Raw genomic sequence first — 21,494 nt, forward strand, 5'->3', positions numbered from 1 at the left:
AGACTCAAGCATGCCTGACTCGCCGCGCAGAATCAACAGAGCTGAGTCGACCGGGCTCAACTCTTATCCGTTCCTTACGCGCAACCGCCACACGCGCGGGAGAGGGGCGCCACCGAGGGGGCCGGAACAGCTGCGGGGCCGCACATCGCACGCGCGCCCTCCGGAGATAGGTTAGAGGGCGATGCCCCCTTTTGCGGCGATCTGGTCACCGCCCCGCGCGGGCGCCCTCCGGGTGCCCTCTCAGGCAACCCTCAGCGACTCAGATCACCCCGCGCCCGGCTACAGTGCGGCTGAAGATAGGGGTAGTCTCAAACGGACTGCATAAGTTACCGCTTAGTAATCTCGGGGAAGCCCGTCATGGAGCACCCTGAGGACGACCCTCACCGAACCCCTCGCAGGCCCGAGGAGCCCCCATGCAACTCGCCGCGATCATCGTGTCGCTGGTACTGACCGTGGTCGGCGTTGCGCTCATCGCACGCGCGATCGGCCAGTTCGTCCGGTACTTCAGGCTGGGCCAGCCGGTCCCGGCCGGCACCCGGACCGACAATCCCTACCAGCGCAGTGTGACCCTGGTGAAGGAGTTCCTCGGCCACACCCGCATGAACAGGTGGGGCATCGTCGGTGTCGCCCACTGGTTCGTCGCGATCGGCTTCCTGACGCTGCCGCCGACCCTCGCCCAGGCCTACGGCCAGCTCTTCGAGGCCGACTGGGTGCTCCCGGTCCTCGGCGGCTTCCTGCCGTTCGAGATGTACATCGAGTTCATCGGTGTCATGACGGTGATCGGCATCGCCGTGCTCATGGTGATCCGGCTGCTGAACCTGCCCTCCCGGGCCGGCCGCAAGTCCCGCTTCACCGGCTCCACCGCCTGGCAGGCGTACTTCGTCGAGTACGTCATCCTCACCATCGGCCTGGCGATCTACGTCCTGCGCGGCCTCGAGGGCGCCCTGCACCACGTGGAGAGCTACGAGGCCGCCTACTTCGCCTCGTACCCGCTGGTCCTGGCCTTCAAGGGCCTGTCCGTCGGCGTGCTGCAGAACCTGGTCTACTTCGTCGCCATGATCAAGATCAGCACCTCGCTGATCTGGATGATCACCGTCTCGCTCAACACCGACATGGGCGTCGCTTGGCACCGCTTCCTGGCGTTCCCCAACATCTGGTTCAAGCGCGAGGCCGACGGCGGCACCGCCCTGGGCGCCCTGCAGCCGATGACCTCCGGCGGCAAGCCGATCGACTTCACCGACCCCGGTGACGACGACGTCTTCGGCGTCTCCCAGGTCGAGCAGTTCTCCTGGAAGGGCCTGCTGGACTTCTCCACCTGCACCGAGTGCGGCCGCTGCCAGTCGCAGTGCCCCGCCTGGAACACCGGCAAGCCCCTCTCCCCCAAGCTGCTGATCATGTCGCTGCGCGACCACGCGCACGCCAAGGCCCCCTACCTGCTCGCCGGCGGCGGCAAGACGATGGAGGGCGAGGAGAAGGCGTCCGAGGAGCAGCTGGCCGGCGTGCCCGCCGCCGCCCTCGCCGAGGCCGAGCGCCCGCTGATCGGCACCGCCGAGGAGAACGGCGTCATCGACCCCGACGTCCTGTGGTCCTGCACCACCTGCGGCGCCTGCGTCGAGCAGTGCCCCGTCGACATCGAGCACGTCGACCACATCGTCGACATGCGCCGCTACCAGGTCATGATCGAGAGCGCCTTCCCCTCCGAGGCGGGCACGATGCTCAAGAACCTGGAGAAGAAGGGCAACCCCTGGGGCCTGGCGAAGAAGCAGCGCCTGGAGTGGCTCAAGGAGGTCGACTTCGAGGTCCCGGTCGTCGGCAAGGACATCGAGGACCTCTCCGAGGTCGAGTACCTCTACTGGGTCGGCTGCGCCGGCGCCCTGGAGGACCGCGCCAAGAAGACCACCAAGGCCTTCGCGGAGCTGCTGCACATCGCGGGCGTCAAGTTCGCGATCATGGGCGGCGACGAGAAGTGCACCGGTGACTCCGCCCGCCGCCTCGGCAACGAGCCCCTGTTCCAGGAGCTCGGCATGGAGAACGTCACCGCGCTGAACATGGCCTTCGGCGAGGAGATCGACGACGAGGGCAACGTCACGCCCGAGTCGAAGAAGCCCGCGTCGGCGAAGAAGATCGTCGCCACCTGCCCGCACTGCCTCAACACCCTCGCCAACGAGTACCCGCAGCTCGGCGGCGACTACGAGGTCATCCACCACACGCAGCTGCTCCAGCACCTGGTGGACGAGGGCAAGCTCATCCCGGTCACCCCGGTCGAGGGCCTCATCACCTACCACGACCCGTGCTACCTGGGCCGCCACAACAAGATCTACACGCCCCCGCGCGAGATCATCGGCAAGGTCCCGGGCCTGCGCAACGAGGAGATGCACCGCCACAAGGAACGCGGCTTCTGCTGCGGCGCCGGCGGCGCCCGGATGTGGATGGAGGAGCGGATCGGCAAGCGCATCAACAACGAGCGCGTCGACGAGGCCCTCGCCCTCAACCCGGACATCGTCTCCACCGCCTGCCCGTTCTGCCTCGTCATGCTCACGGACTCCGTGAACGGCAAGAAGAACGACGGCAAGGCCAAGGAGTCCATCCAGGTCGTCGACGTCTCCCAGCTCCTGCTGGAGTCCGTCAAGACCCCGCTGGACCCAGCCGGCGAGGCGGAGACCGAGGACGCACCGGAACCGGAGCCGGTCAAGTAGGCCGAGCGGCCGAGCACGCCACGGCACGCAGCCACGCCACGGCACGCAGCACCCCGAAGGGCCGCCCGCCACGGGCGGCCCTTCGGCGTAGCTCCCCCTCCCCTTCACCCCCGTCCCCCTCTCCCTCCCCTCCCCGTCCGGGCGCACCGCTCCCCACCCGCCCGGCGGGGTCCGTCCGTCGCCCGGAGGACCCCGCCGGGCACACCCCCTACGCAGGACGGACACCGCAGCTGACTACCCCTTAGGGGATGTCACAGCTCGGCCGCAAAGGCCCTCCCGAATGCCGGGGCCCGCCACGCCCCGGGCCCGGACCAGGTACGTTCGAAGACGTGGCTGGATTCAGGATCGGACGCGGCCGGGACAACAACGGCGCTCCTCACGCGCGACCGCAACACCCCCCGTACGGGCAGCAGGCACCGCAGGGGCCGTCGTACGGCTACCCGCAGGCGCCTCAGCCGCCGTACCCGCAGCAGCCGTCGTACGGCAGCGCGGGCGGTGGGGGCGGCAGCCCGTGGCCCGACCCCCACGCGGGGCGCCGCGGCCACCCGGGAGCCCCCGGCGGCGGCTACGGCGGACACGGCGAGCCCGAGTACTTCGGCGACGGCCACCCGCAGGGCCACGGCCCCCAGGGCGGCTACGACCCGTACGCCGCCAACAACCCCGGCCACACCCAGGCGTTCGCCATCGGCGACGACCCCTACACCCAGGGCGGCACCTACCAGGCGGGCGCGGCCCCCGGCCCGGTCGGCCCCCGCCTGCACTGGAAGGACCTGCTGAAGGGCATCGTCACCGCCCCGTCCCGCACGTTCTTCCAGATGCGCGACTACGCGATGTGGGGCCCGGCCCTCGTCGTCACGTTCCTCTACGGCCTGCTCGCCGTCTTCGGCTTCGACGGGGCCCGCGAGGAGGCCATCAACGCCACCCTGTCGAGCGCGGTCCCGATCGTGCTGATGACGGGCGTGGCGATGGTCATCAGCTTCTTCATCCTGGGCGTGGTCACCCACACCCTGGCCCGCCAGCTCGGCGGCACCGGCGCCTGGCAGCCGACGGTCGGCCTGTCCATGCTGATCACGTCGATCACGGACGCCCCCCGCCTGCTCCTCGCCATGTTCGCCGGGGGCGACGCGACCTTCGTCCAGATGGTCGGCTGGGCCACCTGGGTCGCGGGCGGAGCGCTGCTCACCGTCATGGTCAGCCGCTCCCACGACCTGCCCTGGCCGAAGGCCCTGGGCGCGTCCGCGATCCAGCTGATCGCCCTGCTGTCCCTGATCAAGCTGGGCACCCTGTGACCCGCTGACCCACCTCACACACGTGTGAGGGGCTGCCCCCGGTCTCGTCCGACCGGGAGCAGCCCCTCACGCGCGTACCGGCCGCCGCCCGCGCCCTCAGGCGTCGAGCACCTGGCCGTCCCGCCGCACGACGGGCGGCTGAACGCTCCACGGGAAGTTGATCCAGTCGTCGGTCCGCTTCCACACGTACTCGCACTTCACCAGCGACTGCGTCTTCTCGTAGACGACGGCGCTGCGCACCTCGGCGACCGCGTCGAGGCAGAAGTCGCGCACCAGCTTGAGCGTCTTGCCGGTGTCGGCGACGTCGTCCGCGATCAGCACCTTCTTCTCGGTGAAGTCGATCCGGTTCGGCACCGGAGCCAGCATGACCGGCATCTCCAGGGTCGTGCCGACCCCGGTGTAGAACTCGACGTTCACCAGGTGGATGTTCTTGCAGTCGAGCGCGTAGGCGAGCCCGCCGGCGACGAAGACACCGCCGCGCGCGATGCTCAGTACGACGTCCGGCCGGTACCCGTCGTCGGCGATGGTCTGCGCGAGCTCGCGCACCGCCACCCCGAACTGCTCGTAGCTCAGGTTCTCCCGCACGTCACCGCCACCACTCACGCCGCTCTCCTCACTCACGCCGCTCACACCTGCGTCCGGTGGAAGTTGAGGAAGGACCGCGAGGCCGTGGGACCGCGCTGCCCCTGGTACCGGGACCCGTACCGCTCACTGCCGTACGGCGCCTCGGCGGGCGAGGTCAGGCGGAACATGCACAGCTGGCCGATCTTCATCCCGGGCCACAGCTTGATCGGCAGCGTGGCCAGGTTGGACAGCTCCAGGGTGACGTGCCCGGAGAACCCGGGGTCGATGAAGCCGGCGGTGGAGTGCGTGACGAGCCCGAGCCGCCCGAGCGAGCTCTTGCCCTCGAGCCGCGAGGCGAGGTCGTCGGGCAACGAGATCACCTCGAACGTACTGGCCAGCACGAACTCACCGGGGTGCAGGATGAACGGCTCGTCCCCCTCGGGCTCCACGAGGCGGGTCAGATCCGGCTGCTCGATGGAGGGGTCGATGTGGGGGTACCGGTGATTCTCGAACACCCGGAAGAAGCGGTCGAGACGCACGTCGATGCTGGACGGCTGCACCATGGAATCGTCGAAGGGATCGATGCGCACCCGCCCGGCGTCGATCTCGGCCCGGAGGTCCTTGTCAGAGAGAAGCACGCCCCGAGAATACGCAAGGCGCGCGGACCGGCCACCATCGCCGTCCCACGCGCCCACGCCCCGGCTCCACCTCAGCCGGTATGTGTCGTTTTCTACCGCTTCTGCAGCGTCACCGGCACGACACTGCGGAGCCGCGCACAGCGCGGACAGCGCAGAAGCCGACCGGGGCCGAGCCGCTCGGCCTGCTGCATCGGAAACGAGGCGGCGGTGAACACGTGCCCATCGGCACAGCGGACGACGGTGCGCTCCATCAAGTCCCAGAGTCCCTTCCCCAAGAGGCGCGTCCGGCTTGCTGCCCTGGACGCCAAAAGCCACGTTACGGGATCAAAGGGACCACCCTCCAGGCGGCACTCCGCACCCCCGCGACGCCTCCCCGACCCCTCCACCGTACGCCCCAACGTGTGCCCCCCGCAGCCGCATCCATCCCCTGAAACACCATCAGGCCCCCGGGTCTCGAACACCGGGGGCCTGACATGGGGTACAGTGAGCAAGCGTCCGGACACCGATCACTTCGACGGCGTTCAGGCGACTTACGCGGGTGTAGTTTAATGGTAGAACATCAGCTTCCCAAGCTGAGAGCGCGAGTTCGATTCTCGTCACCCGCTCCACGAAGAAGGCCCAGATCACCGATCTGGGCCTTACTTGTTGTCTAGTCCAATCAGGGGGCGGCGTGCCCTCGGCGTGCCCTAAGTCGAGTCCAGGCCGCCACACCAGCGCCATTCGGGTGCCCAGGCGCAGAAGAGCGTGGCGCGCGCTACCTCCAGCTCGGTCGCCTCGACCTCGCCGAGAAGGCACTCAGCAGCGCGCTCAGCCAGGACATCCTCGCTTCCAGCCAGTCCTTCCGCCGACGCGGTGCGGTCCTGACCGACCTCGCGGCCGTCGGCGCCCGGCGCCAGGACCCCGACCAAGTAATCGCCTACGGCGGGGAGGCGCTGCGACTCGCCCGCACGACCTCCTCGGGTTACGTCGCCCGTAAGCTTCTGGGGTTACGAACCGACCTCGGCCCGCTCACCCGCGACGCTCGTGTGGCGGAGCTGGGCGCCGAGATCGACGCACTGTGCACGACGTGACGAGAGGGGAAGGCATGTCGCAGTCCGAGGGCGCCCGACTGTTCCGCGAGGCTTGGATCACCGGAGTGCGCAAGCACTTCCCCGGCGAGCCCAAGCCCGGTTACGTCACCCCCTGGGAAGAGACACCCGAGTGGGAGCGCCAGGCCGCCGGCGCCGTCCACGACCAGGTGCGCCAGTTCCTCGACCTCAGCGACCGCCACGCCTCCCGCCTCACCCGCGAGCAGAAGAGCCGCTTTGTCGCCACCTGCTGGACCGCGCAGATGTACAAGCACTTCGAGAACCCGAAGCCGGGCTATGTCGCCGACTGGGCTGCCCTGCCCGACTGGCAGAAGGAGACCGACGCGGACATCTTCGAGGCGATCGAGGACGCTCTGAAGTAGTCGCACGGGACTGCCATTAAAGTCGGCCTGCGCAACCGCCGGGCTTCCTACGGCGTCGATCGGCCCTCCCTTCGCGGCTCGTTTCCGACCGCCGCGTCACGGTTCAGCTCCTGTGGGACCGGCGCGGCGAGGGGGCCGGACAGCGGGCGGATCCTGCTGAGCATGCGCGCGGCTCCGAACTGTTCTGCGGGGTTTCTGGTTGTCCCTTTTCGGGACGGGCGTCATGTCCCGACTCGGGACAAACCTCTTGTCCCGACTCGGGACGGGCTTCCTCCCCCACGACCGCCGAGGCTTTGACTGTCACCATCGTGGCCAGCCCGTCAGCCGCTGCAACACCGTCGTAGCCGTAAACAGTGTGCTCGCCGTCCTGACGGTCGGCGACGACGCCTTCATCGAGCAGCATCCCGGGGATCCCGCCACCTGCTGGCCTCGCCGTCCTCGTCACGGTCCTGACCGCGTCCGTGGTCCTGAGCATCCGACGCCCGTGCCCGGGCGGAGCTGCGCTCCTCGCGGACCGGGGCGAGGACGGCGCTGAGTACGGCTCGCCGGAGACGAGCCGACCAACCGCCCGGGAGACACTGCGTCTGGACAGACAGCGGGATGACGACTGCCCCTGGTCCGGACATACCTGGCTGGCCCGTGGGCCGTGCCCGCGCGGTGTGCGCCGACTGCCCCGGTGCCGTGCGAGCAGGGCCGCGTCGGAGCACCATCGACGGGAAGGCAGCCACTGGAGGGTCCGTGCGCGATGCGGTGGGTGATGACGTGGGGCCGTGGCCGGCGGACGAACCGGGTTTCTGGCGGCAGGTCGTCGAGCGGCTGGGCACGGCGGTGCTGGTGCTGGACACAGCCGGACGGGTGATCGCCGCGAACCCGGCGGCCGAGCGGCTGCTGGGCCGCACCGCCGCCGCGATGCGGGGCGCCGACGCACACGATCTGCTGCACCGGGACGCGGACGGCAACAAGGTGCCGCGAGACCGGTGCCCACTGCTCCACGCGCTGGCCGAGGGGCAGGGGGCGCGAGGGGAGGGCGGCACGTATCTGCGCGGTGACGGTCGTCTGCTGGCTGTCTCCTGGTCCGCGTCCCCCTTGACGGAGGACGGCTCCGTGCAAGGCATGGCATTGCTGTTCACGGACGCCACGGGGGACCGCCGCGTCCATCGGGAGCGAACGGCGCGCACGCGCGCCTTGGAGGACCTCAACGAGCGGCTGTCCCTGGTCGCGGAGATCACGGACGTCCTGGGGCAGACTCTGGAGACCGACGAGGCGCTGGCCCGCCTGGTGCGGCTGCTCGTGCCCCGTCTGGCCGACTGGGCCGCGGTGGACCTGCGGACCGGTTCCGGCGAGGTCCACCGGGTGACGGTGACCGGTCCGGAGGGACGGGACGCCGGATTCCAGGGCCGGAGCGTACTCGGCGCGGAGGGAGCCGGTGAGGGGGAGGACTCGCCGCTGGGCCGTGCGCTGACCGGGGGCGAATCCGTGCTCCAGGAGCGGGTGGCTGCCGTCACCCCGGCCGCCGCACATCCGCCTCTGGTGGCTCTCCACAGTGGCTTCCTGGCCGCGGTGGGTGCGCGCTCCGCCATCACGGTGCCGCTCGGCGCCCGGGACCGGATCACCGGGGCGCTGACGGTGGTGCGCACCGACCCGGCGCATCCCTTCGACGAGGACGACCTGGCGGCAGTGAGTGACGTCGGCCGCCGGGTCGGCGTGGTCATCGACAGCACCCGCCGCTACGGCCGTCAGCGCGCCGTCGCCGAGGCGATGCAGCGCAACCTGCTCGCCCCGCTGCCGCAGCACGGCCATCTCCGGCTGGCCGCCCGCTACCAGCCCGCACCTGCGGGCTCGCAGGTCGGTGGGGACTGGTACGACGCCTTCATCCTGAAGGACGGCGCGCTCGCCCTGGTCATCGGTGACGTCGTGGGCCACGACCTGACCGCGGCGGCCGGTATGGCCCAACTGCACGGCATTCTGCGTTCGCTGGCCTGGGACCACACGGGACCGCCCGGCGCCGTCGTCGACCGCCTCGACGCCGCCATGCCGGTCATCACCACCGTCCCGCTGGCCACCCTGATCCTCGCCCGCGTCGAGGGCGACCCGGACACGGGACCGTGGACGCTCCGCTGGACCAGCGCGGGGCACCCGCCCCCGCTGCTCCTCTCCCCGGACGGCACCGCATGCTTTCTTGAAGCCGGCCAGGGGCTGCTCCTCGGCACCGGATCCGTCGGCGACGCGGACCGACCGGACGCCACGCATCCCCTGAAGCCCGGCTCCACCCTGCTGCTGTACACGGACGGGCTCGTCGAGACACCGGGCAGCGACCTCGACACGGGCCTGGACCGGCTGCTCCGGCACGCCCTCACTCTCGTCCACGAACCGCTGGACAGGCTGTGCGGAAAGGTCCTCGCCCACCTGCCGCCCGGCAGCACCGACGACGTGGCTCTGCTCGCCCTGCGTGTACCGCCGCCATGAGACGTGGTGGCCGTCGGACCGGGCCGGTGCCGCGGAGGCGCCCACCATCTGCCACGCCACTGATGACCTGCTGTCACGCCGCCTTTACGCGCCGAGGAGTAGTCTGAGGAGACCGAGGGCATCAGGCACGCCGGTGGCGGACCGGCTCCACCCCGGTATCCACCGGCGTTCGTCACGCGGAAGGGTCTCCCCCTTCACCCCGCATACGCCCGCCGACTCCCTTCCCGCGAACTCGCGGCGGTCGTCGGCGTTTTCCTCCGGCAAGAGCGGCCAGGCACGACCTCCAGCACCCGGATCCACCGGCCACGTCCGGCGCTGCCCGACAGCCCGCGGACCGTCGGCCGCCGTGCCCTGCCGAACCGGCCGGCACCCACCTCGTCAGAAAGAACCCACGTGATCACCACAGTCCCCACCGCACCGTCCACCCCGCCTCCGCCCCCGCCCCTGCCCCTCGTCCGCCTGCGTCTCGCGCCACACGGCGCGCTGCCGCGCCGGATCGACGGGGTGTGGTGGCCGTACTCCCGCGATCTTCTGACACAGCTCCCGAAGATGCTCGCCGCGCTGCCGAGAGCGTGGGGCGACATCACCGGCGTCACCGTGGACGCCGCGGCCTGGTCGGCGGCACCGGGGCGCATGTTCGTCGCCAACCAGGTCGTCCGCCTGCACAAGGCCCCCGCCTCTCCGCACGCTCCGGACCGGGTCGTCCTGCTCTCCCCCGGGCTCGGCCGTTGGGATCTGCAGGTGATCCCGCCGGACGCGACGGAGGAAGCAGCCGCTCTCCTCACGGCCGCCGCCCTGGACGACCGGCGGCCCGGCGCCGACGGAGAAGCCCGGCCCCCGACCCCGACGGCGGCGGCAGGTCCCCACGGCCGTGTGGGACCCACCGGGCGGGGCACCCGGGCACCTCGGTGGTAGGAGCCGCCGCGGGCACGTCCATGTACGCACCCGCTCCCCGCGCCCAACTCGCCCTGGGGCCGCCCCGAGTCATCCGCCCGCTTCTGAGAGAGACGTCCTCATGACCATGGCCACCACCACCGCCACGCGCTCCGACACTCCCGGCAGCGACTTCGCCCGGCTGTCGAAGAAGATCGCGGACGCCGGACTGCTGGGGCGCCGCCCCGGCTACTACACGTTACGCATCACCGCCGTGACCGGGCTCTACGCCGCCGGATGGGCCGCGTTCATCCTCGTCGGCGCCTCCTGGTGGACACTGGCGATCGCCGCGTTCCTGGCCGTGATGTACGGGCAAGTCGCCCTGGTCGCCCATGACATGGCCCACCGGCAGGTGTTCCGCCGCCGCCGGGCCAGCGAGTTGTCCGGACGGATCGCCGGCGCGTCGATCGGCATGAGCTACGGCTGGTGGCAGGACAAGCACACCCGTCACCACGCCAACCCCAACACCGAGAACCTCGACCCCGACATCGGACCCGACCTGCTCGTCTGGTCCCCGGACCAGGCCCGCGCCGCCACCGGACTGCCCCGCCTGCTCGGCCGCTGGCAGGCGTTCCTCTTCTTTCCCCTGCTCACGCTGGAGGGCTTCAACCTGCACGTGGCGAGCTGCAGGGCCATGGCCAACCGCCGGCTCAAACGCCGGGCGGTCGACGGCGCTCTGCTCCTGGGGCACTGCGCCGTCTACCTGGCCGCCCTGTTCTGGGTCCTGCCGCCCGGGATGGCGATCGCCTTCCTCGCCGTCCACCAGTGCCTGTTCGGCGTCTACCTCGGTTCGGCCTTCGCACCCAACCACAAGGGGATGCCGATCCTGACGGCCGACGACCGCCCCGACTTCCTCCGCCGCCAGGTGCTGACCTCACGCAACGTCAACGGCGGCCGGTTCACCGACCTGGCGCTCGGCGGCCTGAACCACCAGATCGAGCACCACCTGTTCCCGAGCATGCCCAGCCCCAACCTGCGCAAGGCCCGCGCCATCGTCCGGCGGTACTGCCGGGACCTGGGCGTCGACTACGCGGAAACGGGCCTGGTCGCCTCCTACCGGTTGGCACTCACCAGCCTCCACGACGCCGGCGCCCCGCTCCGACGGACCCGCGTCCCCACCTAGCGGGGCGAGACGCCGCCGTGGGTACGGCGGCGTCCAGGACGCAGCCGTCCGCGTCCGCCGTACCAGGAGCCCCGGCGCTCGCCGCCGTCGTTGGCAACCGGGGACCGTCGGCGTACCGCCGGCCCTTCGTCGGTCTTCCGGTCTGGTGCGACGACACCGCTGCGGCCGTAGTGGAAGGCGGCGCTTCTGTCCCCGTGCTGAGAGTTCAGCCAGTGGATGAGGAACGCGCCTGCCGCGATCACCGCCAGCAGCACGAACACCGTCACCAGGATGTCCATGGCCCTCACACCCTTTCCGGCCGGTCCTCCGGTGTGGCGACGGCGACTCGAAGCCATGGAGAAGTGACGGAAGCACCGGCTCCATGTCCTCCTTCGGACTCCCACACCGCTTCCCTGGTGCGGTCGGCCTCGGCGGTCACCGTCAGACGCGCGGCATCCGCCAGCAGGCTGCTCGCGGTCGCTATCCGGCGCGGGTCGCTCGCAGCGGCCATCAGCCAGGCGGCCGCGGCCGGAGGCGTCTGCGGGGGAACGACCAGCAGGTTCCAGCGGCCCACGTGGTAGGAGAGCAGCAGCAACTCGTGCTCGTCCTGCTCGAAGCGGAACCAGCCCACCTTCACCACGTGCCCGGCGACAGGCACCTTGCGCGGGACGACCGGCCACTGGGCGGGGTTCACCGTGACCCGGGTGACCCGCCCCCACAGCGGATCGAGAACAGACGCCAGGGCAGGCAGTTCGGCGGCGAGATCACGCGAGCGTGGCCACCAGGCGCCGTCCAGCAGAAGCGGTGCCGAACCGGCGGGAGCGAGCGAGAGGCGTACGGGGGACATGGGACGCCGGTCTTCGGACGTCGTCGGAGGGGAGACGGTCGCAGTCATGACGCGAACCCTGCCCCGGGCGGGCCTGAGCCGACCCGGCGTATTCGATCACCGAAAACGGCACAGACGCGAAATGTCCGTGCGCGGAGTGTTCCCGGTACCTCCAGCCTACTCTTCGCGGCGCCCGAGCAGGCCGTACGCCGGGAGCAGCCCACCCGATGAGGCCGAAGCCTCTCGTCGGGGCTCGTCGAGGAGTAGCCTGAGGACTTCGAGGGCTTTCGTGCACCGGCGCCGCCGGTCCCGTCCTCGGTCACCCAACCACCGGGCGCTCCGTCAGCCAGCGCAGGCCCGCAGTCAGGCTTCTTCCTCATGATCATGAACTCCACTCAGCTGCGTCCGCACGCGGCACCGTTCCGCTCACGTGCCGCGCGCCTCGTCCTCGGATCCGCCAGCCGTTTCGGCCGTCCGGACGGCGCTTGGTGGCCACGGACCCGCGACCTGGCACGAGAACTCGGCGAACTGGCCGACGTGATCGATCCGCTGTGGGGCCGGCTCACCCACGTGGCCGTCAATCCCCGCCACTGGCAGCCTCTCCCGCACGGCCTGGTCGTCGTCAACGGCTACGAGGTGGCGGTCGACCGATTCACCGAGGTGCTCAACCCGCACAGGATCCTGCTGCAGTCCTACACCGCGGGCCGCTGGGATCTCCTCGTGGTGCCGCCCCCGACGAGCGCGTCGTCAGCAGCCCGGCTCATGGCGGCCGTGGCGTAGCGCAGCGGCGCGTGCATGCCCCGGACCCACACGCTCCGTGCCGGTGTCGATGAGGATCTGTTCCGCCGACGTCTGACTGCCGGCGCGCACGGCCGCGGCCATGGCCGCGCGGGCCGCGTCGGCCGCGGTGTGCGGCGGAACCACCAGCAGCGAAAAGAGATCATTGCTGCCCCGGGTGATGAGAACGGTGTCGTCTCCGACCGGGAAGGAGTCGATGCGGACGACACGACCGTCGATCGTCAGCCGCGTCGGCAGCTCGTCCCAGGCGTCGGTGTCCAGACCGACACGTGTGATCGGCCCGAGGTACTCGGACAGCGCGGAGACGAGGCCGGGCAGTTCACCGGCGATGTCGCGGGAGCGGGGCCACCACGCCCCGTCGAGCGCACCCTTCCGGTCATGCGTCGTCTCAAGCCGCACCACCGCGGTTCCAGGTCGCGAAACCGCCTGATGCACAGCGTCGGGCAGGAGCCTGCTCACCCGCGGGGGGTCGGGGTCGGACATCGCACTCGCCTGCCTACCGGGGACGGCAAACCGAAAGTCTCCTGGTTTCACGGTACTCCTCGGCCGACGACGGCCGGGATTCCACGATCACCGGGCTACTCACCGTCATCGCCGCACGCGATGAAGAACAAGGTCGAGGTGTGCTTCCCTCGACCTGCGCTTCTGGGCGGCACCAAGGCCCGTCACCCCGACGTACTCGCCGCCAACGCAAGGAACGCGCCAGCGCCCGCGGTGTCGGTCTGTCAGCAGCCGCCGGAGGCGGCCGGTGCGCCGATGCCGATCTGCAGCGTGGCAGGGGCCGCGCAGCAACCTCCGCCTTCGCCGCTCCGCGCGGCGTCGGGCTCGTCGAACAGACCCGCGCCGCCACACACACCGGTCTCCGGCAGGGTCAGCTCGACGCGTTCGGCCGCCTCGTGGTCACCGGCGAGTGCGGCCGTGATGGAGCGGACCTGCTCGTAGCCGGTCATGGCGAGGAAGGTGGGGGCGCGGCCGTAGGACTTCATGCCGGCCAGGTAGACGCCCTGCTCCGGGTGGGACAGCTCCTTCACGCCGTGCGGGTAGACCGTGCCGCAGGAGTGGACGTTCGGGTCGATCAGCGGAGCCAGCGCGGTCGGGGCCTGGAGGCGTTCGTCGAGGCCGAGGCGGAGCTCGGAGAGGAAGCTGAGGTCGGGGCGGAAGCCGGTCAGGACGACGACCTCGTCGACCGCGTCCAGGCGGCGGCCGTCCTCGGCGACCAGGACCAGCCGGTCGCCGTCACGCTCGACCGCTTCCGTACGGAACCCGGTGACGGCGCTCGCGTGCCCCTGCTCCACCGCCGCCTTGGCACGCAGGCCGAGGGCGCCGCGGGCCGGGAGCTGGTCGGCCTCGCCGCCACCGTACGTGGCGTCGCCGATGCTGCGGCGCAGGATCCAGACCGCGTGCGTGTCCGCCTCTTCCCCGGCCAGGTCGGCGAGCAGGGCGAGAGCGGTGAACGCGGAGGCGCCGGAACCGACGACCGCCGTGCGCTTGCCGACGTAGCGGGCTCGGACAACCGGGTCCTTCAGGTCGGGGACGCGGTAGGTGATGTGCTCGGCCGTCCTCTTCTCGCCGAGGGCGGGGATTCCGTTCGCACCCATCGGGCTGGGCACGGACCAGGTGCCGGAGGCGTCGATGACCGCGCGAGCGGTGATCCGCTCCTCGCCGCCGTCCGCCGTCACGATGTGCACGGCGAAGGGCTGCTCCTCACGGCCGGAGTCGACGATCCGGTCCCGGCCGGCGCGGGCCACGCCGGTGACCGTCACTCCGTAGCGGACCTGGTCGCCGAGGACGTCCGCGAGCGGCTGGAGGTACCGCTCGACCCAGTCGCCGCCGGTCGGGTACGTCGTCCCGTCGGGGCGGACCCAGCCGGTTGAAGCGAGCAGCTTCTCGGCGGCCGGGTCGGTGACCTCGGCCCAGGGCGAGAACAGGCGGACGTGCGCCCATTCGCGCACCGCAGTGGCAGCGGACTGGCCGGCCTCCAGCACCAGGGGCTCCGCGCCGCGCTCGACGAGGTGTGCGGCTGCGGCCAGGCCGACGGGGCCGGCGCCGATGACCACAACGGGCTGCTGGTGGTCGGTGGTGGACACGCTGGTGTTGGACACGGCGACGACACTCCCTTTTGCTTCGACATCTGTCGATCCCTTGCGAGACCAGGATGGCACCTGCTTCGATGAGCGTCAACATAGACACTTATCGAAGCCGTAGTACTTGAGCGATCCGAGGGAGCGGGCATGGAACACGTCGACGTGGCGGTCATCGGTGGTGGCCAGTCCGGACTGGCCACCGCACACGCCCTGCGCAAGCAGGGTCTGGCACCGGTGATCCTGGAAGCGTCCGGGCAGCCGGCGGGGTCATGGCCCCGCTACTACGACAGCCTCACCCTCTTCTCCCCCGCGGCCCGCAGCTCCCTTCCGGGCCTGCCGTTCGGCGGCGATCCGGACCGCTACCCGCACCGGGACGAGGTCGTCTCCTACCTGCTGCGTTACGCCGAGCGCCTGGACGCCGACGTCCGCACCGGTATGCGTGTGCAGGAGGTGCGTATGAGCGACGAAGCCTTCGTCCTCACCCTGGAAACCGGAGAACGCATGACGGCCCGGGGCATCGTGGCGGCCTCTGGAACCTTCGGCCGGCCTCACCGGCCCGCCCTCCCAGGGTTGGACGACTTCACGGGCACCGTGCTGCACGCGGCCGAGTACCGGGGGCCGGAACCACTCGCCGGGCTGGGGGGCTCCCCGGCCGGAGGCTGGGGGAGGGTCGTGGTCGTCGGGGCCGGCAACTCGGCGGTGCAGATCGCCGCCGAGCTGGCCACACATACCCGGGTGACGCTCGCGGCGCGGCATCCGGTGCGGTTCGCCCGGCAGCGCCCGCTGGGCCGGGACCTGCACTGGTGGCTACAGCGGACAGGGCTCGACACCCTGCCGGTGGGCAGGTTCCTGCGCACGCCGCCGACACAGTTGGTGATCGACGACGGCCGCTACCGCGCCGCGGTTGCAGCCGGCGCCCCGGACTTGCGCCCGGTGTTCAGCGCGATCGACGGCACGAAGGCGACATGGACCGACGGCGCCACCGAGGAGATCGACACGATCGTCCTGGCCACCGGGTACCGACCCGACCTCGGCTATCTGCGCCCGCTCGGCGCCCTCGACTGCGACGGCCACCCGCGCCACCGGGAGGGCCTGTCGACCACCCATCCCGGACTGGCGTACGTCGGCCTGGAATGGCAGCGCAGCCTCTCCTCGAACTCCCTGCGCGGGGTCGGCAGGGACGCCGCCCTCGTCGTACGGCGCCTTGTCGCCCATCTCGACGCCCGCTGACTCTGGGCAGCCTAGTTCGACATGTGTCAACATAGACGTATGTCGAATGTCAAGGCACTGCCGCTGCTGGAACGATCCGAGGCCCCCGTCGCCGCGGTGCCGTGCTGCCCGCCGTTGAGCGAGCGTCCCTTCACCGCCGAGGAGGCCGAGCGCACCGCCCGTATGTTCAAGGCGCTCGGCGACCCCGTGCGGCTGCGGCTGTTCTCGGCCGTCGCCTCGCACGAGGGCGGCGAGGCGTGCGTGTGCGACATCTCCGACGTCGGTGTCTCGCAGCCGACCGTCTCCCACCACCTCAAGAAACTCAAGGAGGCCGGCCTGCTCACGTCCGAGCGGCGCGGCACCTGGGTCTACTACCGGGTCGAGCCGTCGGTACTGGCGGCGATGGGACAACTGCTGGCCGTTCGGTAGCGCACGCGGATCACCTTGCTCCTTCGAGAAGCCCGGCGATCTCCCGCGCTGCGTCGCGGGCCGGCCGTCCGACGCCGATGAGCGTGGCGGAGGCGGGGCCCGTCCAGTCTCCGTATCCGAGGAGGTGCAGCCGGGGGTCCGCCACTGCACGCGTGCCCTGGGTGGGGATGTGGCCACGCGGGCCGCGCGGGCCCAGGGGTGACAGGTGGGAGAGGGCAGGCCGGAAGCCGGTGCACCAGATCACCACGTCGGCGGGCGCTCGCGTGCCGTCGACCCAGGCGACGCCGTCGCGGTCGAGGCGGGCGAACATGGGTGACGCTTTGAGCCGCCCGGCGTCCCGGGCCTCGCGCACGGGCGGTACGGCGACGACGTCCCCCAGCGAGGCGACGCCTCCGGTGTCGGTGCGGCCCTCGTCGAGGGCGCGACGTCGGGCGGTGGCCGCGTCGAACAGGGCGCGGCCGTCGATGTCGTCGGCGAGGTACCGGGGCGGACGCCGGGTCACCCAGGTCAGTTCGGTGTCGTGGGCGAGGTCGGCGGCGATCTGCGCGCCGGAGTTGCCGCCCCCGACGACGATCACGCGTTGGCCCGCGAAGTCCCGCGGTCCGCGGTAGGAGACGGTGTGCAGTTGCCTGCCCTGGAAGTCGCCGCGGCCGGGGACGGCGGGGAGGAAGGGACGCCACCAAGTGCCGGTCGCGCTGATCACCGCGCGTGTGTACCACGGGCCGGAGTCGGTCTCCACTCGCAGCAGCCGGCTGTCGGCGTGCACGCCGATCACCCGGACCGGTCGCTGCACCGGGAGGTCGTATCGCTTCTCGTAGTCGCTCAGGTAGGCCACCACGTGCCCGGCGTCCGGGTACTCCTGGCCCGGCTGCGGCGGCATGAGGCGACCGGGGAGCGAGGAGAAGGCGGCCGGGGAGAACAGGTGGAGCGAGTCCCAGGTGTGCTGCCAGGCCCCGCCCGGCGTGGCCTGGGCGTCGAGGACGACGAAGTTGAGGCCCAGGCGGCGCAGGTGGTAGCCGGCGGCGAGCCCTGCCTGGCCTCCGCCGATCACCACCACGTCGGAGTGCTGTGTCATGCCGCCTGCGCCGCCGCGCACGTGGTGGACCGGACGGTGCGGGCCGTGAGGCAATGCATCAGTAGCCTCTGCCCTCGGTGGTCGGAGCGGACGGGGTGAACTTCTTGCGCCAGGCCAGCGAAACATAGACGAGGCCAATCAGGACGGGCACCTCGATGAGCGGTCCCACCACGCCGGACAGGGCCTGGCCGGAGGTGACGCCGAAGGTGGCGATGGCGACGGCGATGGCCAGCTCGAAGTTGTTGCCGGCGGCGGTGAAGGCGAGGGTGGCCGTCCGGTCGTAGGCGAGGCCGATCGCCTTGCCCAGCAGGAAGGTGCCGAAGAACATGACCGCGAAGTACACCAGCAGCGGCAGCGCGATGCGGACCACGTCCAGCGGCTGCGAGGTGATGGTCCTGCCCTGCAGGGCGAACAGGATGACGATCGTGAACAGCAGGCCGTGGAGCGCCCACGGACCGATCCTCGGCAGGAAGCGGGACTCGTACTTCTCGCGGCCGAGCCTCTTCTCGCCGATGCGGCGGGTGAGGAAGCCCGCGAGCAGTGGAACGCCGAGGAAGATGACGACGTTCAGGGCGATCTTCCACATGGAGATGTCCAGGTGTTCGCCGTCGCCCAGGCCCAGCCGGCCGGGCAGCAGATCGAGGTAGAACCAGCCCAGCAGGCCGAACGCCAGGACCTGAAAGACCGAGTTCAGCGCGACGAGCACGGCCGCGGCCTCGCGGTCGCCGCAGGCGAGGTCGTTCCAGATGATGACCATGGCGATGCAGCGGGCCAGGCCGACGATGATCAGGCCGGTGCGGTACTCGGGCAGGTCCGGCAGGAAGATCCAGGCGAGCGCGAACATCACCGCCGGGCCGACGATCCAGTTGATCACCAACGACGAGGCCATGAGCCTGCGATCGCCGGTGACGGCGTCGAGCCTGTCGTAGCGGACCTTGGCCAGGACCGGATACATCATGATCAGCAGGCCGATGGCGATCGGCAGGGAGATGCCGCCGATCTCGACCTTGGCGAGGGCGTCGTTCAGGCCCGGGATGGCTCGGCCCAGGCCGAGGCCGACGGCCATGGCGATGAGGATCCAGACGGCGAGGAAGCGGTCGAGCGTCGACAGCTTCGCGACGACGGAGGGCTCCTCGGCGGTCGTCGCGGGGGCTTCGGTGCGGGTCACGGACAGGCCCTCTTGTTGTCGACGGCGTTGCGTGCGGAGTCGGCCAGGTCGGCGAACTGACCGGCGAGCGAGGCGATGACGTCCGGGCGGAGCCTGTAGTACGTGTAGCGGCCGCACGGCTCGGTTTCGACGACGCCGGCCTCGCGCAGCACTCTCAGGTGGTTGGAGAGGTTGGTCTGCCGGGCACCGGTCTCCTCCACGAGGTGGGTGGTGCACAGCGTCTCTTTGGCGAGCAGGGTCACGATCCGCAGCCTGAGCGGGTCCGCCAGGACCCGGATCAGGTCAGTGTCGACTGACGTCATCATGCACTGATACTCTCACATCAGTGGTGACTGACACCATCGGGCGCTGATGCCATGCGCGCCTGATGCCGTCTCAAGACAAGAGAGACCTCCTGATGCCCGACAAGCCTTCCGTGCTGTTCGTCTGCGTCCACAACGCCGGCCGCTCGCAGATGGCAGCCGCGTGGCTGACCCACCTGGCCGGGGATCGCGTCGAGGTCCGTTCCGCCGGATCCAACCCGGGCGAGAACGTCAACCCGGCCGCCGTCGAGGCGATGCGCGAGGTCGGTGTCGACATCTCCGCCGAGGTGCCAAAGATGCTGACCGTGGACGCGGTCAAGGAGTCCGACGTCTGCATCACCATGGGCTGTGGCGACACATGCCCGTTCTTCCCGGGCAAGCGCTACTTGGACTGGCAGTTGGAGGACCCGGCCGGCCAGGGCGTCGAGGCCGTCCGCCCGATCCGCGACGAGATCAAGGTGCTGGTCGAGGGCCTGATCAAGGAGATCGCGCCAGAGCCGCAGTCATGAGCAACGCCCGCAGCCCGCACTCGGATCGACCATGGCCTCACGACAGATCGCCTACTTGAGCCGGCGTACACACCTCGGAGCATCCACGGCCCCGGGGCACCGATAGCGCGCAGCGCAGCAACCAACCCGTCGGCCTTCCCCACCACCGATACTCGACAAAACCTCGGTCCAGGCTCGCGTCACGTCGCCGAAGTCCAGCAACAGCCCCCGGACCTGCCGGAGCAGAACGCGCAGGACCACAACACCCGCGACGCCTCCGAGCCCCATCCCGATCCACCACATCGGCCGCCTCCTCGCCCAGAACCCCAGGCTGCCTGCGGCGAAGATCGAAGTCTGTACCCAAAGAGACGCTTTTTGTGATCTTGGCATCCTCGGTTAGGAGTGTGCACACGCAAGTCACCGTGGCAGCGGTGCTCCCCCGCCAGGCATTCCTCATCGCCAAGTGCCCAGCGGCCCTCCGCGAAGCAGCGCCGACCAGCCTCGTGCCCACAGCGTGCCCATACGACCGGACAACAACGGTAAACAGCGGCGCGGAACAGGTAGCCGAAAGCGCGCTCCAGAATACGTAGCCGCAGGTGAGAGGTGGTCTCACCCGTGAAGCGCCCTCGCTTCCCAAGCTGAGAGCGCGAGTTCGATTCTCGTCACCCGCTCCATGCGAACCCCCAGGTCAGTGACCCGGGGGTTCTTTGTTGTCCAGACCGGTGAGCGGGTGCCGCATCACAACCGCACCACCAGCCCGCCGGTGGCTCCTCCCTGTGGTGCGCGCGGTCGTCGATGTGGTGCTTCGCACGCTCGGCCGTGGCGAGTCAGAGCGCCGATCACCGGAGTCAGCGGCCGGCGCACCACCGCCGGCGGATCCTCCGCGTGGCCCGGCAATGGCCTCTCACCAGCCGCTCCACCGCCGCCCTCGCCACGGCTCGCACTCCTGCCGAAGCGGCTGCCCGGCGGATTCACCCGTCCTACGTCAGCCCCTCACCCCTCGGCACGCACCACCCACCACGCGGCATGGCACGTCAGACAACGTCGTGGATGTTGTGCTCGTTCAGGTCGGACGCGTGCCGGGCGACAGTGCTGTAGTCGGCATCGTCGTGGAGGACAGTCAGGCCGTGATGGGCGGCGGTGGCTGCGATGACAAGGTGCACTGCCGAGGCCCTGCGGTGCTCCCCGGCCTGAGCCATACGGTGTTGCACCGCGCTGACCCAACGCCCTGCGTTCTTCGGCACCGCCGCATCGGGATAGAGGTCGGAGAACATTTCCGCGATCTCGTCGTACTCACGGCGGTTCCGGGCGTTGTACAGGAACTCGGTGCGTTGCACGTAGCAGGATGCGATGGCCCCGGCATCGATCGCGTCGTGCCAGGCCGATTGCAGTTTCGGATCGCGGAGCAGCCGGACCAGGCCGGACGTGTCGAGCAGGTAGATCACCGGCTGTGCTTCTCCGCCCTGTGCAGACGCTCGGCGTCCTCGACGGCACCCCACTCACGAGCACGCTCGAAGTGCCGGCTGATGCGCGCCGCACGCTCCTGCTGCTCGGCGTAGAAGTTCAGAGCGAGATTGACCGCCTCCTTCTTGGTCCGGACACGGGCCAGAGCCATGGCGCGCTCCAGGGCATCGTCATCGATGTCGATCTGCGTCACGGACATGCCGCACCTCCGAGGCAAACGATGTTGGTGATGTACATAGAGGAATACGTCACCAACATTCGCTGGTCCACGCGTCACTCGCTGTGTGCGTCGGCGATCGTCCTTGGCAGCGTTGCCTTCAACCGCGACGGCACCCGCATCGGCAAGGGCGCCGGTTACCGCGACGTCGAGTTCACCCTGCTCACCGAGGCCGATCTGGTGACGCCGGCAACCGTCGTCGTCACCACAGTCCACGCCCTCCTGGACCGACTGGTCGACCCTGACCGCGGAGAAGATCGCTGCAATCCCTGCGCTCGCGGCTCGTTCGTCTCAGG

Annotated in this window: 22 protein-coding genes, 1 tRNA gene and 2 pseudogenes; 13 read left to right on the forward strand and 12 right to left on the reverse strand. The window is 70.3% G+C overall.

Annotated features, from left to right (window positions below; genetic code table 11):
- The first annotated feature begins 413 nt into the window (after positions 1 to 413).
- Together G3I53_RS03650 and G3I53_RS03655 are read left to right on the forward strand one after the other, a co-directional pair.
- Entirely contained in the window at positions 414 to 2,696 is a 2,283-nt protein-coding gene (locus G3I53_RS03650; RefSeq protein ID WP_164334037.1) for a (Fe-S)-binding protein, read from the forward strand.
- Between the two features lie 248 nt (positions 2,697 to 2,944).
- Positions 2,945 to 3,985 carry a Yip1 family protein gene (locus G3I53_RS03655; RefSeq protein WP_164334038.1) on the forward strand — a complete coding sequence of 347 codons (1,041 nt, stop codon included), beginning with the start codon at positions 2,945 to 2,947 and terminating at the stop codon, positions 3,983 to 3,985.
- Between the two features lie 96 nt (positions 3,986 to 4,081).
- On the opposite strand, the gene G3I53_RS03660 is transcribed toward G3I53_RS03655, so the two are convergent.
- The 3 genes from G3I53_RS03660 to G3I53_RS33165 all read right to left on the reverse strand — a co-directional run bounded on the left by G3I53_RS03660 (position 4,082) and on the right by G3I53_RS33165 (position 5,438).
- Positions 4,082 to 4,570, reverse strand: a complete 489-nt coding sequence (locus G3I53_RS03660) for a phosphoribosyltransferase (RefSeq protein WP_205077784.1) — start codon at positions 4,568 to 4,570, stop codon at positions 4,082 to 4,084.
- A 41-nt stretch (positions 4,571 to 4,611) separates the two neighbouring features.
- A complete protein-coding gene (gene dcd, locus G3I53_RS03665; RefSeq protein ID WP_164334039.1) occupies positions 4,612 to 5,187 on the reverse strand; it encodes a dCTP deaminase in 576 nt (191 codons plus the stop codon).
- A gap of 92 nt (positions 5,188 to 5,279) precedes the next feature.
- Positions 5,280 to 5,438: a hypothetical protein gene (locus G3I53_RS33165; RefSeq protein ID WP_168713453.1), complete on the reverse strand. Its 159-nt coding sequence runs from the start codon at positions 5,436 to 5,438 to the stop codon at positions 5,280 to 5,282.
- Between the two features lie 283 nt (positions 5,439 to 5,721).
- On the opposite strand from G3I53_RS33165, the gene G3I53_RS03670 reads away from it, so the two are divergent.
- From G3I53_RS03670 to G3I53_RS03690, 6 genes and pseudogenes are all read left to right on the forward strand, one after another.
- Positions 5,722 to 5,795: transfer RNA gene (locus G3I53_RS03670), tRNA-Gly, on the forward strand.
- A gap of 126 nt (positions 5,796 to 5,921) precedes the next feature.
- Positions 5,922 to 6,257: pseudogene (locus G3I53_RS33575) on the forward strand (transcriptional regulator); the annotation flags it as partial.
- Between the two features lie 14 nt (positions 6,258 to 6,271).
- Positions 6,272 to 6,637, forward strand: a complete 366-nt coding sequence (locus tag G3I53_RS03675) for a hypothetical protein (protein ID WP_007453337.1) — start codon at positions 6,272 to 6,274, stop codon at positions 6,635 to 6,637.
- 738 nt (positions 6,638 to 7,375) lie between these two features.
- On the forward strand, positions 7,376 to 9,103 hold the full coding sequence (locus G3I53_RS03680; protein ID WP_164334040.1) for a SpoIIE family protein phosphatase: 1,728 nt from the start codon (positions 7,376 to 7,378) through the stop codon (positions 9,101 to 9,103).
- A gap of 393 nt (positions 9,104 to 9,496) precedes the next feature.
- On the forward strand, positions 9,497 to 10,018 hold the full coding sequence (locus G3I53_RS03685) for a DUF5994 family protein (protein WP_037640747.1): 522 nt from the start codon (positions 9,497 to 9,499) through the stop codon (positions 10,016 to 10,018).
- 100 nt (positions 10,019 to 10,118) lie between these two features.
- Positions 10,119 to 11,159, forward strand: a complete 1,041-nt coding sequence (locus tag G3I53_RS03690; protein ID WP_037640745.1) for an acyl-CoA desaturase — start codon at positions 10,119 to 10,121, stop codon at positions 11,157 to 11,159.
- On the opposite strand, the gene G3I53_RS03695 is transcribed toward G3I53_RS03690, so the two are convergent.
- The gene (locus G3I53_RS03695) at positions 11,156 to 11,437 is read right to left on the reverse strand and encodes a hypothetical protein (protein ID WP_164334041.1); all 282 of its coding nucleotides are present in this window, start codon (positions 11,435 to 11,437) and stop codon (positions 11,156 to 11,158) included. The genes G3I53_RS03690 and G3I53_RS03695 overlap by 4 nt on opposite strands.
- Positions 11,438 to 11,442: 5 nt before the next feature.
- Positions 11,443 to 12,033: a DUF5994 family protein gene (locus tag G3I53_RS03700; RefSeq protein ID WP_033276641.1), complete on the reverse strand. Its 591-nt coding sequence runs from the start codon at positions 12,031 to 12,033 to the stop codon at positions 11,443 to 11,445.
- A 315-nt stretch (positions 12,034 to 12,348) separates the two neighbouring features.
- On the opposite strand from G3I53_RS03700, the gene G3I53_RS03705 reads away from it, so the two are divergent.
- Entirely contained in the window at positions 12,349 to 12,744 is a 396-nt protein-coding gene (locus G3I53_RS03705) for a DUF5994 family protein (protein ID WP_203550461.1), read from the forward strand.
- Here the strand turns inward: G3I53_RS03705 and G3I53_RS03710 are convergent.
- Positions 12,712 to 13,245, reverse strand: a complete 534-nt coding sequence (locus G3I53_RS03710; RefSeq protein ID WP_007453348.1) for a DUF5994 family protein — start codon at positions 13,243 to 13,245, stop codon at positions 12,712 to 12,714. The genes G3I53_RS03705 and G3I53_RS03710 overlap by 33 nt on opposite strands.
- Positions 13,246 to 13,487: 242 nt before the next feature.
- Entirely contained in the window at positions 13,488 to 14,864 is a 1,377-nt protein-coding gene (locus G3I53_RS03715; RefSeq protein WP_343240550.1) for an NAD(P)-binding domain-containing protein, read from the reverse strand.
- Between the two features lie 129 nt (positions 14,865 to 14,993).
- Between G3I53_RS03715 and G3I53_RS03720 the strand changes: the two genes are divergently transcribed.
- Together G3I53_RS03720 and G3I53_RS03725 are read left to right on the forward strand one after the other, a co-directional pair.
- Positions 14,994 to 16,076, forward strand: a complete 1,083-nt coding sequence (locus G3I53_RS03720; protein WP_164334042.1) for an NAD(P)/FAD-dependent oxidoreductase — start codon at positions 14,994 to 14,996, stop codon at positions 16,074 to 16,076.
- Positions 16,077 to 16,115: 39 nt separating this feature from the next.
- Positions 16,116 to 16,484, forward strand: coding sequence for a metalloregulator ArsR/SmtB family transcription factor (locus G3I53_RS03725; RefSeq protein WP_151785050.1), 369 nt, complete (start codon positions 16,116 to 16,118; stop codon positions 16,482 to 16,484).
- Positions 16,485 to 16,494: 10 nt separating this feature from the next.
- On the opposite strand, the gene G3I53_RS03730 is transcribed toward G3I53_RS03725, so the two are convergent.
- From G3I53_RS03730 to G3I53_RS03740, 3 genes are read right to left on the reverse strand one after another with little or no spacing between them, the layout of a single operon-like run.
- On the reverse strand, positions 16,495 to 17,559 hold the full coding sequence (locus G3I53_RS03730; protein WP_164334043.1) for an ArsO family NAD(P)H-dependent flavin-containing monooxygenase: 1,065 nt from the start codon (positions 17,557 to 17,559) through the stop codon (positions 16,495 to 16,497).
- 58 nt (positions 17,560 to 17,617) lie between these two features.
- Positions 17,618 to 18,727: an ACR3 family arsenite efflux transporter gene (gene arsB, locus G3I53_RS03735; protein ID WP_164334044.1), complete on the reverse strand. Its 1,110-nt coding sequence runs from the start codon at positions 18,725 to 18,727 to the stop codon at positions 17,618 to 17,620.
- The gene (locus G3I53_RS03740; protein WP_164334045.1) at positions 18,724 to 19,032 is read right to left on the reverse strand and encodes a metalloregulator ArsR/SmtB family transcription factor; all 309 of its coding nucleotides are present in this window, start codon (positions 19,030 to 19,032) and stop codon (positions 18,724 to 18,726) included. The genes arsB and G3I53_RS03740 overlap by 4 nt, the downstream gene beginning before the upstream one ends.
- Before the next feature lie 92 nt (positions 19,033 to 19,124).
- Here G3I53_RS03740 and G3I53_RS03745 point away from each other — a divergent pair, with 92 nt between their 5' ends.
- Positions 19,125 to 19,538, forward strand: a complete 414-nt coding sequence (locus G3I53_RS03745) for an arsenate reductase ArsC (protein WP_164334046.1) — start codon at positions 19,125 to 19,127, stop codon at positions 19,536 to 19,538.
- A gap of 1,013 nt (positions 19,539 to 20,551) precedes the next feature.
- On the opposite strand, the gene G3I53_RS03750 is transcribed toward G3I53_RS03745, so the two are convergent.
- Complete coding sequence (locus tag G3I53_RS03750; protein WP_164334047.1) at positions 20,552 to 20,962, reverse strand: PIN domain-containing protein; 411 nt, start codon at positions 20,960 to 20,962, stop codon at positions 20,552 to 20,554.
- Positions 20,959 to 21,180, reverse strand: a complete 222-nt coding sequence (locus G3I53_RS03755; RefSeq protein ID WP_203591804.1) for a type II toxin-antitoxin system VapB family antitoxin — start codon at positions 21,178 to 21,180, stop codon at positions 20,959 to 20,961. The genes G3I53_RS03750 and G3I53_RS03755 overlap by 4 nt, the downstream gene beginning before the upstream one ends.
- 30 nt (positions 21,181 to 21,210) lie before the next feature.
- Here G3I53_RS03755 and G3I53_RS34510 point away from each other — a divergent pair.
- Positions 21,211 to 21,360 (forward strand): annotated as a pseudogene (locus tag G3I53_RS34510) (5-formyltetrahydrofolate cyclo-ligase); the annotation flags it as partial.
- Between the last annotated feature and the right edge of the window lie 134 nt (positions 21,361 to 21,494).

Origin of the sequence: Streptomyces sp. SID14436, assembly GCF_010548465.1 — a bacterium.
GTDB lineage: Bacteria > Actinomycetota > Actinomycetes > Streptomycetales > Streptomycetaceae > Streptomyces.